The sequence below is a fragment of the Myroides odoratus genome (assembly GCF_001549985.1).
Classification (GTDB): Bacteria; Bacteroidota; Bacteroidia; order Flavobacteriales; family Flavobacteriaceae; genus Flavobacterium; species Flavobacterium odoratum_A.
Map to the genome: position 1 here is coordinate 56756 of NZ_LROZ01000008.1, position 19691 is coordinate 76446.

15 protein-coding genes are annotated in these 19691 nt (G+C 37.1%); 5 read left to right on the plus strand and 10 right to left on the minus strand.

The window, feature by feature from the left end; translation table 11 throughout:
* Window positions 1-236 precede the first annotated feature (236 nt).
* Together AWV75_RS10240 and AWV75_RS10245 are read left to right on the plus strand one after the other, a co-directional pair.
* Window positions 237-659, plus strand: a complete 423-nt coding sequence (locus AWV75_RS10240) for a lipocalin family protein (protein ID WP_060874273.1) — start codon at window positions 237-239, stop codon at window positions 657-659.
* Between the two features lie 19 nt (window positions 660-678).
* Window positions 679-1095: a lipocalin family protein gene (locus AWV75_RS10245; protein ID WP_060874274.1), complete on the plus strand. Its 417-nt coding sequence runs from the start codon at window positions 679-681 to the stop codon at window positions 1093-1095.
* Window positions 1096-1186: 91 nt separating this feature from the next.
* On the opposite strand, the gene AWV75_RS10250 is transcribed toward AWV75_RS10245, so the two are convergent.
* The 6 genes from AWV75_RS10250 to AWV75_RS10275 all read right to left on the minus strand — a co-directional run bounded on the left by AWV75_RS10250 (window position 1187) and on the right by AWV75_RS10275 (window position 7674).
* Window positions 1187-1954 carry a nitrilase family protein gene (locus AWV75_RS10250; protein WP_060874275.1) on the minus strand — a complete coding sequence of 256 codons (768 nt, stop codon included), beginning with the start codon at window positions 1952-1954 and terminating at the stop codon, window positions 1187-1189.
* A gap of 132 nt (window positions 1955-2086) precedes the next feature.
* Window positions 2087-2872 (minus strand): hypothetical protein, encoded by a 786-nt coding sequence (locus AWV75_RS10255; RefSeq protein ID WP_060874276.1) that lies wholly within the window; start codon window positions 2870-2872, stop codon window positions 2087-2089.
* Window positions 2873-2999: 127 nt separating this feature from the next.
* Window positions 3000-3740 (minus strand): succinate dehydrogenase/fumarate reductase iron-sulfur subunit, encoded by a 741-nt coding sequence (locus tag AWV75_RS10260; protein WP_002988095.1) that lies wholly within the window; start codon window positions 3738-3740, stop codon window positions 3000-3002.
* A gap of 51 nt (window positions 3741-3791) precedes the next feature.
* A complete protein-coding gene (locus AWV75_RS10265; RefSeq protein ID WP_060874277.1) occupies window positions 3792-5792 on the minus strand; it encodes a fumarate reductase/succinate dehydrogenase flavoprotein subunit in 2001 nt (666 codons plus the stop codon).
* Window positions 5793-5809: 17 nt separating this feature from the next.
* Window positions 5810-6637 (minus strand): succinate dehydrogenase cytochrome b subunit, encoded by an 828-nt coding sequence (locus AWV75_RS10270; RefSeq protein ID WP_060874278.1) that lies wholly within the window; start codon window positions 6635-6637, stop codon window positions 5810-5812.
* Between the two features lie 182 nt (window positions 6638-6819).
* Complete coding sequence (locus AWV75_RS10275) at window positions 6820-7674, minus strand: ChaN family lipoprotein (RefSeq protein ID WP_060874279.1); 855 nt, start codon at window positions 7672-7674, stop codon at window positions 6820-6822.
* A 156-nt stretch (window positions 7675-7830) separates the two neighbouring features.
* On the opposite strand from AWV75_RS10275, the gene AWV75_RS10280 reads away from it, so the two are divergent.
* Entirely contained in the window at window positions 7831-8613 is a 783-nt protein-coding gene (locus tag AWV75_RS10280) for an alpha/beta fold hydrolase (RefSeq protein ID WP_060874280.1), read from the plus strand.
* Between the two features lie 54 nt (window positions 8614-8667).
* On the opposite strand, the gene AWV75_RS10285 is transcribed toward AWV75_RS10280, so the two are convergent.
* From AWV75_RS10285 to AWV75_RS10300, 4 genes are all read right to left on the minus strand, one after another.
* Window positions 8668-11427 carry a PD-(D/E)XK nuclease family protein gene (locus AWV75_RS10285; RefSeq protein WP_060874281.1) on the minus strand — a complete coding sequence of 920 codons (2760 nt, stop codon included), beginning with the start codon at window positions 11425-11427 and terminating at the stop codon, window positions 8668-8670.
* Window positions 11428-11496: 69 nt separating this feature from the next.
* Window positions 11497-12888 carry a thrombospondin type 3 repeat-containing protein gene (locus AWV75_RS10290; RefSeq protein ID WP_060874282.1) on the minus strand — a complete coding sequence of 464 codons (1392 nt, stop codon included), beginning with the start codon at window positions 12886-12888 and terminating at the stop codon, window positions 11497-11499.
* Window positions 12889-12997: 109 nt separating this feature from the next.
* The gene (gene kbl, locus AWV75_RS10295) at window positions 12998-14191 is read right to left on the minus strand and encodes a glycine C-acetyltransferase (protein ID WP_060874283.1); all 1194 of its coding nucleotides are present in this window, start codon (window positions 14189-14191) and stop codon (window positions 12998-13000) included.
* 32 nt (window positions 14192-14223) lie between these two features.
* Window positions 14224-17376: a UvrD-helicase domain-containing protein gene (locus tag AWV75_RS10300; RefSeq protein ID WP_060874284.1), complete on the minus strand. Its 3153-nt coding sequence runs from the start codon at window positions 17374-17376 to the stop codon at window positions 14224-14226.
* A 103-nt stretch (window positions 17377-17479) separates the two neighbouring features.
* On the opposite strand from AWV75_RS10300, the gene AWV75_RS10305 reads away from it, so the two are divergent.
* Both AWV75_RS10305 and AWV75_RS10310 read left to right on the plus strand, forming a co-directional pair.
* Complete coding sequence (locus tag AWV75_RS10305; RefSeq protein WP_060874285.1) at window positions 17480-18085, plus strand: superoxide dismutase; 606 nt, start codon at window positions 17480-17482, stop codon at window positions 18083-18085.
* 175 nt (window positions 18086-18260) lie between these two features.
* The gene (locus AWV75_RS10310) at window positions 18261-19661 is read left to right on the plus strand and encodes an SLC13 family permease (RefSeq protein ID WP_060874286.1); all 1401 of its coding nucleotides are present in this window, start codon (window positions 18261-18263) and stop codon (window positions 19659-19661) included.
* The last annotated feature ends 30 nt before the right edge of the window (window positions 19662-19691 follow it).

Genomic DNA, 19691 nt, shown 5'->3' on the forward strand with positions numbered 1-19691 from the left:
TTCATGCATTCAATCCCACTATTTTTTTTCACCTTTTCACCTTTTTAGCCCTGTGTAAGAATCTTTTGAAAAGCACATTGTAAATATTTAACTAAAAACAGGTGATTCATTAGAAAACAAGAACATAACAAACTGTAATAGTGCTAATTACAAACATAGTTAAATTAATATTAAAATGATTTTTTCACACTTTCCTGCTATACATTTGATATATCAAAATTAAAATTTAATCCACGATGAGATTAACAAAAATGACTTTAGCTATTGCATTTGTAGCTATCGCTTTCGCTTCTTGTAAAGACCAAAAAGAAGCTCCTGTGACTGAAGAAACAACAACTACTGAAGTAGTAGAAGAAGTTGCAGCACCTGCTGTAGACACCAAAGTATTAGTTGGTTCTTGGACACAACCTAACCCTATTAATGACAAAGAAGTACAAGGTTTCGAATTAAAAGAAGACGGAACAGCTGCTTCAATTAATAGGGCTACACTTCAAACTAAAAAGTGGTGGGTAGAAGGAGATAAATTATTCTTGGAACAAGAAAGCATCGGTAATGGTACATCAAGTATTGATACTGTATCTTACCCATTTGAAGTAGTTGATGGTAACACATTAAACCTACTTAATGGTGAGTCAAAAGACTCTTTCACTAGAAAATAATCTGTTTTAGATTTAGTAGATGAAAACAAAACAAACTGTACTTGCTTTAGCTTTTGTAGCTCTTGCATTCGCTTCTTGTAAAGATCAAAAAGAGGCAACTGTAGTTGAAGAAACCCCAACAGTAACAGAGCAGCCTACACCAGAAGTGGCTCCTGCAACTGCCTTAATCGGTAGTTGGACACAACCCAATCAGGCAAATCCTAATATCCTACAAGGTTTTGAATTAAAAGAGGATGGTACGATGGTTGCAGTAAATGATCCAGCCATGATCTTTACCAAATGGAAACTTGTAGATAACACGCTTGTTTTTGAGAGTGAAGTTGCTAACAATGATCCTGCTTCAGTGAAAATTAGTACATATAAATACGAATTAGTAGCGGATAAAACCCTTAAACTAGACGTTGAGGGAACAATCGAAACGTTTACAAAACAATAAAAGACATTTCTTTTTATAGGAAGAGCTACCCATAGGGTAGCTCTTTTTTTTTGATACTATGGAACCATCATCTAGTCATTCCTATACGTATTTATTTTATTTCAATCTCATCTGCGTCTTTCAGAAAAGCAAATCGATTTCTCGCTTTATCCTGTATCGCTTTATCTAGTGTACAATAGCGCACTACTTCCCCTTCTTGTGGCTCAATGAGGTATTGTCCCATATAATCAATCACCTGAGAATGTCCTGTATAGCGGTTGTCATTTTGGTCTTCCCCACATCGATTAACACCCACTACATAGCTCATATTCTCAATAGCTCGCGCTTTTAGAAGCGAATCCCAAGCATAAATGCGCTGATCAGGCCAGCTCGCAACATACAACAACAAATCATATGCCTCACCTACATTACGGGCAAAAGCTGGAAAACGCAAATCATAACATACCAAAGGGCATATATTCCACCCTTTGTATGCAACAACTAAACGAGCAGCCCCTGGGGCATATACCTTTTCTTCGCCTGCAAGTGAAAATAAATGTCGCTTATCGTAAGTTTTAAATTCACCCGTTGGCCAAATAAAGAACAAACGATTGTAGAAATGATTTCCTTCCTTGATCACCATACTCCCCGTTAAAGCAAAATCAAGCGATTTACAGCACGATTGTAATTCTTCGATAAACTTGTCTTGCATCGTCATAAAAACGCGCTCAGGATTCATTGTAAAGCCTGAAGTAAACATTTCTGGCAATACAACTAAATCTGTTCCTGGTTCAATTTGGTGTAATTGATTTTTAAAGTAGGCTGTATTCTGTTCTACATCCTCCCAAACTAGGGGAGCCTGAATTAAAGCTATTTTCATCCTGGTCATTTTAATCACTCAAAAATACAAAATATTCTTAGGATGTTATTTTCGCATCAAAGAGAAACCTCCCCTTTACGTTAGTCTTAAAAAATAAAAAAGGAGAAACAGTTAGTTCTCCTTTTTATCTTTTTAATGATTTTCATGGGTACAAAGTTCACTGTATTTGGCTAATATTTGTCTAAAAAAGACGAAATCTACTTCGCTTTTATATTCCAATTTAGCCAATTTCTTCGAAGATCCATTGGCTATTCTGTCAGCAATAAATTCCTTTTTAGTTGCTTTAAAATCTGCCAAAGCCTGTTTATACTCGTCTTTATAGTTCTTTGAGTCAATATAATTTTCTTGTAAATACGTCTGAAAAGCTTTGCAATTTTTATCCATTAGCATCATAAACTGAGCAGTCTCGCGATCTGTCCTGCGATAAGCGGCATGAAAAAAGAAAAAGTAATCGGTATTGGCTACTGGAAAATAAAAATGGGTAAAAATTAATCTCCCATTATCTAAAAATAACAGTTTAGCATACGGAACATCTTTATATGTATTCAATGGAAAGAAATCGACAACATACTTATCTGAAAACTCATATTTTTTATCAAATTTTCGAATGCGAACAGGATAATATACGGTAGAGTGCTTCTCATCCTTTTTATCGTAAACCTCTACTGAAATTACATCTCTAGATGAAACAGGACGATAGTCCTTTGCTCCATCGCTCTTAAACTTAAATTCGTAAGGATCGGTATATTGAGAACCAAAAGCGGTGAATTTCTCTCTAATTTTCCCTGTTTCTTTTGAACCGTTTTTAAAGGTGAGGACTGTTTTTCCACGATTTACATCCGTAGCTGCGAAACCGAGCTGTCCATAGGAAATAAGAGAAGAGAATAACAATAAAATGCTAAGTAGTAAGGTTTTCATTAAATGTTGAAATTTGTGTTAATAAAAAGCAAATATATGTTAACGAAACCAAAATGCAAATTACGCTAATAAAAAAAGCAGCACAAATGTGCTGCTTTTTCCTTTTTCAAAAAAATATTAAAATCAATTATAAGGCTGCTTTTAAGTATTCTCTGTTCATACGAGCAATATTCTCTAGAGAAATACCTTTTGGACATTCTACCTCACAAGCACCTGTATTTGTACAGTTACCGAAGCCTAAAGCGTCCATTTCAGCTACCATGTTCATTACACGGTCTGCAGCTTCTACTTTACCTTGTGGCAACAAAGCAAATTGAGAAACTTTTGCAGATACGAATAACATAGCTGAAGAGTTTTTACACGTAGCCACACATGCCCCACAACCAATACAAGTAGCAGCGTCAAATGACTTATCTGCATCGTGCTTTGGAATTGGAATAGCATTCGCATCTTGTGTATTACCAGAAGTATTTACCGAAATAAATCCTCCTGCGTGTTGAATTTTATCAAAAGCGGTACGGTCAACTACTAAGTCTTTGATTACTGGGAAAGCTTTTGCTCTAAATGGTTCAATATAAATAGTATCACCATTTTTGAACTTTCTCATGTGTAACTGACAAGTAGTAACTCCTCTATCTGGTCCGTGTGCTTGTCCATTAATAAATAACGAACACATTCCACAAATACCTTCACGACAGTCGTGGTCAAATGCTACGGGATCATCCCCTTTCTCGATTAGCTCATTGTTTAAAACATCAAGCATTTCTAAGAAAGACATATCAGGAGAAACATCATTGATTTTATATTCAACTATTTTTCCTTGTTCTTTAGCGTTTTTTTGACGCCATATTTTTAATGTAAGATTCATCTGCATCGAATTTTTACAACAAGATATGATTCAAGAATCAATACCTCAATATTATTTATAACTACGAGTTACCAACTTAATATTTTCATACACCAAGTCTTCTTTGTGTAGAACAGCGTCTCTAGGATTTCCTTTGTACTCCCATGCAGCAGCATAAGCAAAGTTCGCATCATCACGTTGTGCTTCTCCATCTTCTGTTTGGTGTTCTTCACGGAAGTGACCTCCACAAGATTCTTCACGGTGTAAAGCATCTTTCGCGAATAATTCTCCTAACTCTAAGAAGTCAGCAACTCTAAGCGCTTTTTCTAGTTCTTGGTTAAAGCTATCTGCAGTTCCAGATACTTTCACGTCTTTGTAGAATTCCTCTCTTAATACAGCAATTTCATCCATTGCTTCATTTAAACCTTGTGCATTACGAGCCATACCTACTTTATCCCACATGATTTTACCTAATTTTTTGTGGAAGTAATCTACTGAATGTGATCCTTTATTGTTCATTAAGTGATCAATCATATCTTGTACATTTTTCTCCGCAGCATCAAATTCTGGTAAATCTGTTGGAATCGCACCTGTACGAATATCATCAGCTAAGTAATCACCGATTGTATAAGGTAATACGAAATATCCGTCTGCTAATCCTTGCATCAATGCAGAAGCCCCTAAACGGTTTGCTCCGTGATCAGAGAAGTTTGCTTCACCAATTACATAACATCCTTCAATTGTTGACATTAAGTTGTAATCAACCCAAACTCCACCCATTGTATAGTGAACTGCAGGGTAAATCATCATTGGTGTAGTGTATGGATCCTCATCAACGATTTTCTCATACATTTGGAATAAGTTTCCGTATTTGTTCTCTACAACGTCTCTACCTAGTTTGTAAACCAATTTAGCATCGTTTTCATCTAAGTGGTGAATACGCGCTTGTTCTTTACCGTAACGCTCAATAGCAGAAGCGAAGTCTAAGTAAACTGCCTCACCTGTTGCGTTAACACCATATCCAGCATCACATCTTTCTTTCGCTGCACGAGAAGCAACGTCACGTGGTACTAAGTTTCCGAATGATGGATATCTTCTTTCTAAGTAGTAATCTCTATCTTCTTCTGCAATTTGTGTTGGTTTTAATTTACCTTCTCTAATTGCAACAGCATCTTCAATTTTCTTTGGAACCCAAATACGTCCATCATTACGTAAAGACTCAGACATCAACGTTAATTTTGATTGGTGGTCTCCTGTAACAGGAATACAAGTTGGGTGAATTTGTGTAAAACAAGGGTTAGCGAAGAATGCTCCACGTTTATGCGCTTTCCAAGCAGCAGTAACGTTTGAACCCATTGCATTTGTTGATAAGAAGAATACGTTTCCGTAACCACCTGTAGCAATAACTACTGCGTGTCCAGAATGACGCTCAATCTCACCATTGATTAAGTTACGAGCGATAATTCCTCTTGCTTTTCCATCAACTAGTACTAAGTCAAGCATCTCATGACGGTTGTACATTTTGATTTTTCCACGACCGATTTGACGGTTCATTGCAGAGTATGCCCCTAATAATAATTGTTGACCTGTTTGTCCTTTTGCGTAGAATGTACGAGAAACTTGAGTTCCCCCGAAAGAACGGTTGTCTAATAAACCACCGTACTCACGTGCTAATGGCACACCTTGAGCCACACATTGGTCAATAATATTCGCTGAAACTTCCGACAAACGGTGTACGTTTGCTTCACGTGCACGGTAATCTCCTCCTTTTACAGTATCATAGAATAATCTGTAGATAGAGTCACCATCTCCTTGGTAGTTTTTAGCAGCGTTAATCCCTCCTTGTGCAGCAATTGAGTGTGCACGACGAGGTGAATCTTGATAACAAAATGCTTTTACATTATAACCAAGCTCTGCTAAAGTTGCAGCAGCTGATCCACCAGCTAATCCTGTTCCTACAACAATAACATCAATGTTACGTTTATTTGCAGGGTTAACTAATTTAATGTGGTTTTTATAATCAGACCATTTCTTATCGATTGGTCCTTGAGGTATCTTTGAATCTAATTTCATAATCAATTTCTTTAGGACTATTTAATAAAGTGAATGTATAATGGAATGATCGCAAATAAAGCTGGTACTAAGTATGCAAATGCATAACCTAATCCTTTAATCAAACAGTTATACTTTGGATTATTTATCCCTAAAGATTGGAATGCACTTGCAAAACCATGAGATAAATGGAATCCAAGAACAATCATTGCGATTACATATAAAATTGTGCTAATCAACCCTGTAGAAGGATCTTTAAAAAACTCAATTGTAATTTTATGTAAATCTTTGTAACCATCTGCAATTTTTAAGTCCATGCCTTTTTGATAAAAAGCAGTTCCTTTAATTTCCAATTGTCCCATCTCAACCGCTCTAACGTCGATTGGTTGCTCTTGAACAGTTTTGTAAATTGTAATTGGTTCCTCTTGACCTTCAACCTTAACTTCTATTGTTTGCAAAGGCATAGCCGTAAAGTGCATTTTCGCCCAGAAGTTAACCATGTGCGTCACAATAAAAACTAATAATAAAGTTCCTAAAACCGCCATATTACGAGAAGCCCATTTACTGTTTGCACCAGCATTGTTCTTCGCGTATCCGATAGGACGAGCTTTTTTGTTTTGAACCGTAAGAACTATACCATCAATCGCGTGGAAAAGGATTGAGATATACGTAACATAAGATAATACTTTTACAGCTGGATTAGTTGTCATGAATAAGGCATACTCATTGAATTTTGACGCATCCCCAAAAATCAACTGAAGATTCCCTATCAAGTGACCAACTAAAAACAAGCATAAAAATAACCCAGTAAGAGACATCCAATATTTCTTTGCAATGGATGACTTTAAAAGTGCAGATTTTGCCATAATGTAATTTTAATTGTTTTTCTTGAAAAAATCTCTCAAAAATACACCTAATTAACGTTATCCACAATGTGTGAGCGTTTATTTATATTGAATATAAACAAAGTTTTTTACCTTATTTTACTTAAAAAAAAATTAGAATGAGACTAGATTTAAGACCAAATAGTATATTTTCCTAAAAGATTCTAAAACGACTTTAAAATATTCGCATCTATAACAAGAATAAAGTCGGCTAAACCAAGATTGAGTTTTTCGAAATTCCCCACCTGATCTGCTTCAACCATCGTAATTGTGGCTACTTTCAGCTGTGGAGCATAATTTTTCAAATACCAAAAAATGCCTTCATAGTTGTTACTATGGTATGATCCATTATAGTGTATAAACAACTTATTTGGAGTACTATTTGACTGAATAAAGTGTGCCATTGTAGCATCCTTAATTGCTTGTGCTTTAGGTAAATTCTCGTTTACGTGATCTGCATCAAACATCGTCAACATCTCTTTATATCCAGGTAATTCCGGATCATAAGGAAAAGGAAGAGGTGCAATCCATGCTTTTTCTTCTACTTTCAAGGTATCTAAAGCTTCCATTCCTCCTTTAAACAACAAACTTGCATATCGACGTGGTACATTAGTCGCAATAAAAGGAAAACGCTGTTGCTTTGCATATTCAACCAATGGTCGATAATCCCCTTTATAATTATTCCACAAACGCACCTCTTTTGCAAAATCCTCTTCTGAGCTTTGTCCTGCTACATAATTTGACAACCCTTCTTGATTGTCTGCTTCGAACATCTCAGCACCTAATACTAGTTCGTGTTTAGCACCTAAACTTTCTGTTACCTTCAATTGCAACCAATGCCCCAAAGAATTATTGTGGTATTCCCCAAACAACACGACATCAGATTTTCCTAATGTTTTGATCATTTGTTTATAGGTCACTTTTTTTCCTTTCGCATTGTAAATTTGGTACGGTTGCCCTTCGCTTGCAAAAACGGTTCCAACTAGTAGAGCGAATAATACGCTATAGATATATTTCATGTTTACGCTGTTTTATAAGTCCCAAAGATAATTCTATTTGAATAATTTAGAATAAATAAAAATAAAAATACCTGTTAACAAAAAGCAATTCTAGGGTAGAAAGTTTTTTTTTCGTTTTGCAACCTTTACTTTTGCTTGCTCAACAAAACACATCTAATGATTCCAAAATCGTTACTATACAAGAACATTCAGATCAATTACTACGATAGTGGCAAAGGTCATGCCTTAATTTTCTTACATGGCTTTTTAGAAAATGCCACCATGTGGAGGGATTATACAACCTATTTCTCAACGAAGCACCGCGTAATCAGCATCGACTTATTGGGGCATGGTGATACGGGTTGTATAGGTTATATTCACAGCATGGAAGATATGGCTGATGCCGTTCATGCTGTAATTACACACTTGAAACTTAAAAGAGTAACTTTAATTGGACACTCCATGGGTGGGTATGTTTCTTTGGCATTTGCGGAACTCTATCCTGATTATGTCAAAAATATCATATTAATTAATTCTACTGCTCGTGCTGACAGTCCTGAACGAGTACAAAACAGAGGTCGAGCGATTGAACTCATCAAGAAAAATGCCCCCATGTTTATCACTATGGCCATCAATAACTTATTTGCAGATGCAATTAGACCATTACATGAAGCAGAAATTAGCCATACCCGAGAAGAAGCACTAAAAACATCTACTCAAGGTGTTATTGCGGCTTTAGAAGGAATGAAAACGCGAATTGACAGAGAAGTCCTCTTGCACTTTGCTCCTTACCCAATTGCTCTTATTCTAGGTCAAGATGATCCTGTTATGCCTTATCAAGACACCTTGGATCAAACCTTAGGAACCAAAGTTAAGGTGACTACACTGAAAGGAGGACATATGCTTCATATTGAACAAAAAGAAGAACTAAAGCAAACACTCAACGAGCTAGTAAAATAGCTGATCCACAATAAGACAACAAAAAAGCGAGAATAGCTATTATTCTCGCTTTTTTTATAAGGTCTCCACAAATGGAGTTTCTCGATCTAATATAACCAAAATAAGCTTGATCAATTCTTCTTTGAAAGCCGCTAAAATTACAGGGGTGATATCGTGATCAACGGCCCTTCCTTCACGAACTCCAAAGAATAAAAATCCTTCTCTACGGTTTTTAAAGGAGTAGATTCCCGCTTCTAATGAAGCTATATGCTCTTTTTCAGCATACATTAATGCATAACACAACAGCTGAATAATTTTATCGTTCTTTAAGTGCTCCGTTAAGCCTTCCCATTGGGACAATTTTACTTGATTGGATTCCACTTTTCCCGTTTTGTAATCAATAACGCGAATTTTTCCATTTCGATTTTCAATGCGATCTACAAACCCAAATAATTTAATAGGATAAGGTAAACGAGGATCTTCCAACACATGCTCCAAACGCGTTTCCAACGCCAATAGCTCTACTTGATCTCCTTGCTCCAATCCCTTGAGTTCTTCACGCAAGAAATGATACACATTTCGCTTAGCCACTTCAAAAGCCAATAGGTTTTTCCCCATTTTCTCCTTGTCGCTATTATAAATTTCTTCGAACTGATCCTGAACCTCTTGATCTGCTTTGAGTTGAATTTCTTTAATCATCGAAACGGTTAGTACCTTTCCAACATAAGGTTGATACAAGTTTTCTAACGCATTGTGAATAATGGTTCCCAAAGTATTCAATGCTACACTTTCCTCAACCTCATCCACTTCTCGAATGCGCAACACCTGTTGAATATAAAATTGCAACGGATTGCGCAAATAAGCAGTTAAAGCAGAAGGCGAAAACCCCTTAACTGTTGCAATAGCTTTGAGTTTTTCCATCAATTCGGCTGACTTTTCAATTGCAATAGGCGCATAGGCCTTGTCAGGTAAATAGGCTGAATAGGTAACGTTGGCTAAATGATGTTTAGGTTGTGTTTCCATTTCCAATTGCGCTAAAAATCGACTTTTCTCTCCAGCATCCATTCCCTCGGCTTGGGAATTATAAATTAAATACACCTGTTTCGCACGCAAAAGTAAATGGTAGAAGTGAAAGCTATAAATGGCATCCTTTTCCTTATATGTTGGGAGCCCTAATTCTCTTTTTACATCATAGGGAATAAAGGAATTTTGACTTTTACCCGATGGAAATTTACCTTCATTTACAGAGGTAAGAATCACCGTTTCAAAATCCAACACCCTACTTTCTAAGATTCCCATGATTTGAAGTCCTTCCAGCGGATCTCCTTCAAAAGATACCTCACTCATATCCATGATTTGCTTATACAATACCTGAAGTAATTCAATCGAATGAATAAACGGGTATTTTTCACAATAAGACAACAAGCGATTCAATAAGTTGTAAGTCGTAAACAAAAAGGTTTTCATCAAACGATTTTGTTGACTATCGGTAGCAAGTTTATTTTTAACCTGAATAATCAAAGCAATTAAACGCTTTAATATAGCTGCAGGATTTTGATCCTTCCAAGAATCAAAAACAAGTCGTTTCGTTTCTTCATCAGAAGCGGTAATCCACGATTCAAAACGATCAAATGAGAAAAAAGTTAAGTTTTTTTTCTGTATTTCGGACACTACATCGCCTACATCAAATAACCCTTCCATCACAGGACTAGTCAATACTTCTAAAACATCACGGTAGTAGTATACATATTGTTTTCCCCCTCGACGAACTGCGGCTAAATGCATTTTGAATATCTTATTCAAAAACAGCTGAACAGGGCTACTATTCCCGCTGTACCCCATCGTAATATTTAAACTACTCACCGTATTAGGCAACCCATATAACACAGGTTGTAGCAAATTTTCATCCCCCAAAACAACGGCAATCTCATCCAAAGAAGTACCTTTTGCCAACTCCTGATCAATAATTGCTCCTACAATCTTTGCTTGTCCTACACTTTTGGGCGTTTGAATAATTTCAATATTTTTCTCTTCACTAAAAGATGTGGTAATCCATTCGAAAGGATGATTTTGATAATAAGGCCATTTTTGTTTGATTCGTCTTAGGAATAAACCCGCATCATGATAGACATCATGAAGGAAAACCTCATCAATATCCCAAAAAACGCGAGCTCTCCCTTCAATCAAAAAATGCTGAATAATTACTTCTTCTGCGGCATTTAACGCATTAAATCCTGCAAAATAATATTGTTTATTATTGGACTTTACAAAATCTTGGTGGACGGCAACTGCTTCGCGATAAATCATCCCTTGATAGCCAATTTTCTTGGCTTTGAGGTGCTGATATAAAGCGGAGTAATATCCTGGTATTTGCTCCCAAAACTGAAGGTAATTCTTCACGATATCCGTCTGTTGATTGACATCTACAGCCCAGTGATTGATATCTTCTATATCTTTTAAATAGCTAAAAACATGTTGAGGATTCAACAAATAACGATCGACTTCATTAAAATCTTGAAGCAACATTCTTGCCCAATTGACAAAATAGTCGAAATCCTCAGCTTTATCTTGTAACAGTTGTTTATAAACCAGATAAAATTCAAACAAGAGCTCAATGGAGTCAATTCCTCTTAATTGAGCAATATCCTGTACCAATTCTTCAACACTGATAATGGTTGGAGCAAAAACACGGCTATCATAAAATGACTTCAGCTGTTCCAACAAGAAGACTTTCGCGCGTTTATTGGGTAATACGACCACTAAGTCGTCCATAGACGAGGGAAAATCCTTCTTTATTTCCGCGCAGAATTGATTTAAAAAACGTTGTTGACTCATGTGAATAAAGGTAATAAAAAAAGGGCTTCGAATACTCGAAGCCCTTTTCTATCTTAGGATAGATCCTAATTATTTTTGTAATTGAATTTCAACACGTCTGTTCAACTCACGTCCTTTAACAGTTTTGTTAGAAGCGATTGGTTCAGCAGATCCGTAACCTTTAGAAGTTAAACGGCTAGCATCAATACCTTTCTCTACTAAGTAAACTTTTACTGCGTTAGCTCTGTTATCAGATAACGGAACGTTGATTTTGTCAGATCCAGTACTATCAGTATATCCAGCGATGTGGAATTTAGCAGTAGGGTATTCTTTCATGATTTTCACGATGTTATCTAAAACAGCGTAAGAAGCATCTTGGAATGTAAATTTACCTGTATGGAATAAAATTGTTTTTCCATAGTCGTTCAATTGTTTTACTTGCTCTTCTTTGATTTCTGGACATCCTCTGTTTGAAGCAGGACCAGGAACATCTGGACACTCATCTAAATGATCAGGCACTCCGTCTCCGTCTCTATCTGGCCAAGGACAACCTTTGTTTTCTTTTGGACCAGGAACTTCAGGACACTCATCTTTATGATCTGGCACACCGTCACCGTCTGTATCAGGACATCCGTTGAATTCTGGTAAACCTGGAACGTCTGGACACTCATCTAAATGATCTGGAATACCATCACCGTCTGTATCAGGACATCCGTTGAATTCTGGTAAACCTGGAACATCTGGACACTCATCTAAATGATCTGGAATACCATCACCGTCTGTATCAGGGCATCCGTTGAATTCTGCTAAACCAGGAACATCTGGACACTCGTCATATTTGTCTAAGATTCCATCTCCATCAGTATCTTTTCCTCCAAATTGGAAGCGAATCCCCATGAAGTGTTGCATATGTGATGCCACATCTACATTTGGATCTCTTGTATCGTCAAATGAATGTTTGTAAGTCGATTGAACTGTTAAAGCGATGTTTTGAGTAAACCAAAAGTTTAACCCTAAACCTCCATTCACAGTACCTGTACTTGCATCACCCATAAAAGTATAACCTCCACCTAATAATAAGAATGGGTCAACCACTTTAGTGTTCAATAATTCTTTGAAGCTATATTTAACTTCTGCGTCAATACCATAGTATGACAAATCTCCAGGGTTGTACTTTAAGTATCCTTCAGATTCTTTAGAAATAAATTTTTCAATTTTATTCACAGATCCTACTACTCCCAATGAAAATCCATCACCTAGATATCTAGATACGTTCAAATAAGAGATTGATGGCAAAATATTCCAATCCGAAGTTTGGAAATAACCTCCCATTTTGTGTGAAAACCCTTTAGCCGAACTAACTTTAGTGTTTACAGCATTCGCACCAATAGTTACAGCCCACGGATGGTCGGCATCTTGTGCTTGAGTCGAAAGCCCCGCACATAGTATTGCCGCTGCAATTAATTTGTTGAGATGTTTCATAACTTTATTTTTCTATTTATTGTAATGTTAAAACAAAAATACAATTATATGTGTAGTTAACAAATTTTATTCTTAACAATTATTATGATTTGCTAAAAAAACTTAATATTTAGATTACATTTAGTTCTTTTCCTACTTCAATAAAGGCTTGAATGGCTTTATCTAGGTGTTCTTGAGTATGTGCTGCGGATAATTGAACTCTAATTCTCGCTTTTCCCTGTGGCACAACTGGATAGAAGAATCCAATTACATAAACGCCTTTTGCTAATAGACGATCTGCCATTTCTTGGGATAATTTTGCATCATACAACATCACGGGAACAATAGCAGCGTCTCCATCGATAAAATCAAATCCCGCTTTTTTCATTCCTGCTTTGAAATAATTAGTATTCCACTCTAATTGATCACGTAGTTTAGTGTCTTTTTTCAATAGTTCAAACACCTTCAATGATGCTCCTACAATCATTGGAGCCAATGAATTGGAGAATAAATAAGGACGAGAACGTTGTCTCAACAACTCGATAATTTCTTTTTTACCTGTTGTATATCCTCCCATTGCCCCACCTAATGCCTTTCCTAATGTACCTGTAATGATATCTACGCGTCCCATTGCGTTTTTCGCTTCCATCGTACCTTTTCCTGTAGCTCCAATAAATCCAGCAGCATGGCACTCATCTACCATAACTAAAGCATCATATTTATCAGCTAAGTCACAGATTTTATCTAATGGTGCTACTAATCCATCCATAGAGAATACACCATCCGTAACGATAATCTTGAAACGGTGTCCTGCTTCATTTGCTTTAATCAACTGTTGCTCTAAATCAGCCATATCGTTATTTTCATAACGGTAACGCGCTGCTTTACACAAGCGAACCCCATCAATAATAGACGCATGGTTTAAACTATCTGAGATAATTGCATCTTCTGCTCCTAATAAAGGTTCGAAAACTCCACCATTTGCATCAAAAGCTGCTGCATATAAAATAGTGTCTTCTGTACCGTAGAAATCAGCAATTGTTGCTTCTAATTGTTTGTGAATATCTTGTGTCCCACAGATGAAACGCACAGATGACATCCCAAAACCGTGGGTATCCAAAGCTTCTTTTGCCGCTTGTACAACTTCTGGATGTGAGGATAATCCTAAATAGTTATTCGCACAAAAATTCAATACTTTTTCTCCTGTAGAAACTGTAATCTCTGCTCCTTGTGGCGAAGTAATAATTCTTTCTCTTTTAAATAAACCATTGTCTTCAATCGACTTCAACTCTTGTTGTAAATGGTCTTTAATTTTTCCGTACATACTTACTCTTTTTAAGCGTTAACTATACTCTGTTACAAATGTATTATATTTAAATCATCCACTCCCATATATAAAATAACTTTTTTAGCCACTTCATACCCCATCTCTTGGAGTGATTCCTCATATTGAGCCAATTGTTTGATATACTTTTCTTCTGGTTTTCCGGTTTTGTAATCCAACAAATACGCTTTCTTTTCTCGAATCAATACGCGGTCGGGAATTAGATTGTTCTTTTGCTTACCAATCATCATGCGCTCATTGTACACTGTTCCTTCTGAGAAGAACACCTGTAAATCAGGATGCGTAACAATTTGCTCAACGGCATGTGTAAAACTCGCTCGATCACTCGCTACAATTAATCCTTCTTCAAGTGCACGTTCAATTGCAGGTTCAATATCTTGATCCGTCTGAATAAACGACATAATCTTATGGGTGATATTTCCGTAGGCAATCGCTTCTCCTACTTGCGTATCCCACATCAATGCCTCGCGTTCAGCAATTTTGATATCATTGAAATTAAAAAGCGACTCCACACTTTGAATTAATTTATTTTGATCTAACGCAGTTTCACTTACCTTCGATAACCGTTGAGGACTTCCAAACTCATACTCATTCACCTCTTCTTGATACAGTCCTTGCTGACGTAAATAGTGAATAAAGAAACGCGACATATTGTTCTTGTATTCACCATCCGTTTTCATATCTCGTGTAGTAATAATGTGTAGTTGTTCTTCTGCTCTGGTCAGCGCCACATACAATACATTAATATTATCTAATAATTCTTCTTGCTCTTTCTCCGCATATAGCTTTTCGGCATAAGCGCCGTATTCCTTCACCTCTTTTTTGGCATCAACTAGCGCTTTTGGCAATTCAATCCCTTCATCTAGTTCATCAAATTCCACCCATAACTTATCCCGATTGGATCGATCATAATCCTCTTCGGCGAATGGAAAAATGACAATGGGAAATTCTAACCCTTTCGATTTGTGGATAGTCATCAATTGCACAGCATCCTTTCCTTCTGGTGTGGGAATACTAAATTTATGGTTGTTCTCCTCCCAATACAGAATGAAATCTCCAATTCCGTATTGATTCTTAATGGTACGCTCTAAGACAATATCCAAGAAATACAATACATAGGAACTCGTTGCTTTGGTTGGAAAAAAAGCGCGGACAATAATTTCCACTGCTTCATAGAGTGATTTCTTTCTACATTGATCAAAGGAAATCACCACCTCTTTACTTAACAGCCAAGCTTCAAACTCCGCGTCAGCAGTGAAGGCCAATCCTTCTTCAATAAAATCATGAACCGCTTCTTGCTGTCTTTTATTGGCAATATAATACAACAACATGGTTTTAGATTCCTTGTCTTCTTTATTGCGGATATAACGCAACACATCCATGATCAATCGCACTTCTGTAGCATGACTAATCAACAGGGAGTCGGAAGACAAAATCGGTATTTCTTGTTCGGTCAAATAATTCGCTAACGCAATACCATGCGCTCGTTTTCGCGTCAAGACCACCATATCACTATATTGAAAACCTTGCGCCTTACAACTTTGAATAGTTGCTAAGGTCGCTTGTAAATACAGCTGTTCTTTATCTATTTCATTTTCTTTGTCGACCAAGCGCTCATCGAGAAATTGCAAGTTGACATAACCGCCAACTTTACTATTTATCTCTTGATAACTCTGGTGTTCATAAATATGTTTATAATCTTCTTGGGTAAAAAAGGAAGAAACTCCATTAAAAAAGGTGTTATTAAACTGAATGACTTCCGAATAACTGCGGTAATTCTTTCCTAAAACCACGACTTCTTTATCGGGATTAGAAAAGGGGTTAACCTCTTTACTCAATGCGATAAACTGCTCTGCTTTTCCTCCACGCCAACGGTAGATGGATTGTTTAGGATCTCCCACTAACATTAAGGTTCCTTTTACACCAAAATCTTCTCCTGCTAGGGCATTGTCAATCAAAGGAACAAGATTATCCCATTGCATCACGGAAGTATCTTGAAACTCATCAATAAAGAAATGACGGTAACGCTCTCCTAGCCTTTCATAAATAAAAGGAGCCGGTTGGTGCTGAATCTCATTGTGAATAATCGCATTAAACTGACTGATAGACAGCATATTTTTTTCGTCTTGAATATGTTGCATTTCAATACCTAAAATATTCAAGAGCGATAGCGGGGTAATATTTTTTAAAAACGCTTGATAAAATAAACGCTTGGCAAATAATTGATAAATCACAGCCAACTGTCGAAGTACGTCTGGCAAGAGCGCCTCAATCGTATCTCGATCTTTCGCAGCCTTTAATAACGTCACCTCTTCAAATTCCACATATTTGCGCTGGGTACTTTTGTCTGTATCGTTGATAATGGCCAACAGGTGATTGGGAAACGTTCCTCTAGAAAAGGATTTCATATCTACGCCTTTATCAATCAACAAATCCCAAATTGCTTGTCCTTTTTGTTTCGTTTCGCTGGTTATCTCCTCGATTTTTTTACGCAAATAGTCGCGCGTTACAACGAAATCTTTTAGGGTTTTCTCATCGAATAACGCAATTTCCTCTCGGTTGTTCTCATTCAACAACAACGCCCCCATTTCTTTCAATTCACGGGTAATGTCCCAACTCTTATCATTGTCGGCTTTGTCAATAGAGAAATCAATCAATACTTTTGTTAACTCTTCATCTGTTCCTGCTTTGGCAATGACCGAATCCACTGCCTCCTGTAGCAATTCATCCGAATCCAAGGATACTTCAAAACTCATGGGCAGATTCAAGTCAAAAGCAAAGGAGCGAATAACCTTATGGGTAAATTTATCAATCGTCGAAATATCAAAGGAAGCATAGTTGTGAATAATATGCTTCATAATGCGTTCCGACTTTTTCTTGATTTCCTCTTCTTTCAGTCCAGTTTCTGCTACAAGCTGATCCAGCATCGACTGAAATTTCTTTCCTGTTTCCTTCTGCGAGAAAGCATATAGACAGGATAGAATTCGATTTTTCATTTCCGCTACTGCTTTATTCGTAAAGGTAATGGCTAGAATTTTTCGATACGCATCATCTGATCGATCAACCAAGACGATTTTTAAATATTCTTTTACTAACGTATGTGTTTTTCCTGAACCCGCAGAGGCATTATATACTGAAAATGAGGCTTTTTCCGCTCTAATCATTGAATTATCCCTTAACTTTTATTAACCCTTAAGATTTTTTATATTCCATAGAAAATCCCTAAATTTGAATAAAAATAACACTAATCTTTAAATAATACGAATTATGGCTTTCGAATTACCACAATTACCTTATGCGTATGACGCATTAGAACCACATATTGACGCACGTACAATGGAAATCCACCATACGAAACACCACAATGCTTATACTACTAATTTAAATGCTGCTATTGCTGGTACTGAATTAGAAGGAAAAACAATCGAGGAGATTTTAGAGAACCTTGATATGACTAATGGTGCAGTTCGCAACAACGGTGGAGGTTTCTACAACCACAACTTATTCTGGACAGTAATGAGCCCGAATGGTGGTGGAGAGCCAACAGGAGAATTAGCAGATGCAATTGCTAAGGATTTTGGTTCATTTGCAAACTTCAAAGAAGCTTTCGCAAAAGCAGGTGCTACTCAATTTGGTTCAGGTTGGGCTTGGTTATGCGTTAAAAATGGTAAATTAGAAGTATGTGGTACACCAAACCAAGACAACCCGCTTATGCCAGGTGTTGCTTGTGGTGGAACTCCAATCTTAGGAATGGACGTTTGGGAACATGCATACTACTTAAACTACCAAAACAGACGCCCTGACTATATTTCTGCTTTCTTCAGCGTAATCAACTGGACTGAAGTTGCGAAGAGATATGCAGCAGCAAAATAAGACATAAAGAGAGTACTCTTTAGATAGCAAAAGGGAAGTATCAGTGATACTTCCCTTTTTTTATTTGAAAAATGCATGAAATCATTCGTTTTCCTTCTAATCTTCTCCGTTTTTTTCCCACTACACTACGCTAATTTTTTGTACTTTTCCTTTCGATCACATTTATCTCTAGCTCATGCAATTAGATTACGAACCAGGAAACGCAAGACACAAATCCAAACGAAATTACTTCATTATTGGTTTAAACACCGTAATGTTATTTACGCTGATTCATTTTTTACCTTATGAACCTCAAGTGAACAAAGGACTTGCCTTGCTTGCCTTTGTGGCTGTGCTATGGTTGACTGAAGCCTTACACGTGACAACCACCGCCGTTTTTGTTCCAGTTCTCGCCATTGGATTAGGACTGACTGATGTTCAGCCTGCACTCGTTTCTTTTGCAGATCCCAATATCTTCCTTTTCTTAGGTGGATTCGTACTCGCTGGAGCTTTACACGTACAAAAACTAGACTTGATTATTGCCAGCAAAATTATGTACTTGGCCAAAGGGCGATTATCTCATGCCATCTTTTACTTGTTTCTGGCAACCGCTATACTCTCCATGTGGATTAGCAATACCGCTACGGTAGCCATGATGCTTCCGCTAGTTATGGGGATATTGAGTCAATTGGATAAAATCAAACATCACAATACTTATGTGTTTGTGCTCTTGGGAATTGCCTATAGTGCCAGTATTGGAGGTATGGGAACTATTGTTGGAAGTCCGCCCAATGCAATTGTTGCTTCTCAATTAAACCTCTCTTTTGCGGAATGGCTGAAAATGGGATTTCCCATGGTTATTATCTTATTGCCTTTGATGATTGCCATCATCTATTTTGTCTTCAAACCTAAACTCAACCTGCGATTCGAACATCAAATGGATGTGATTCCCATGAATACAGACCGCTGGATTACCTTAGGAATTTTCTTACTCACCGCCATCTGTTGGATTTTAAGCAACCAAATCAATCCGTTATTTGCTGCTTTAGTTGGATTTGAAGGTAGCTTCAAAAATTTTGACACCTTCATTGCTTTAGGTGCGTTTATTTTAATCTGTGTCAGTCAAGTATCCCGCTGGAAAGAATTGCAACACAACGTGGATTGGGGTGTTCTATTATTGTTTGGTGGGGGCTTAACGTTGAGTATGGTTCTCAAAGAATCAGGAGCAAGCAAGGTTATGGCTGATTTATTGGTTGCCGTGATTCACGATAGTTCGTTTTTTGTCATCAGCTTAATTGTAGCCTTCTTTATTGTCTTCTTAACGGAATTTACCTCCAATACTGCTAGTGCAGCACTACTAGTTCCTATTTTCTTCTCGATCTCTCAGGAATTAGGTATGCATCCGCTCGGGCTATCCATGATTATCGGACTCGGTGCTTCCTGTGCCTTTATGCTCCCGGTAGCCACACCACCCAATGCCATTGTATTCGGCACGGGTGATATTCAACAAAAAGAAATGATGAAAGCTGGATTTATTTTGAATATTTTCTGCGCCATTATTATTGCTACAGTTGCTTACTTTTTCTGGTTGGGGTAATAAAAAAAGCACCAATCTCTCGATCAGTGC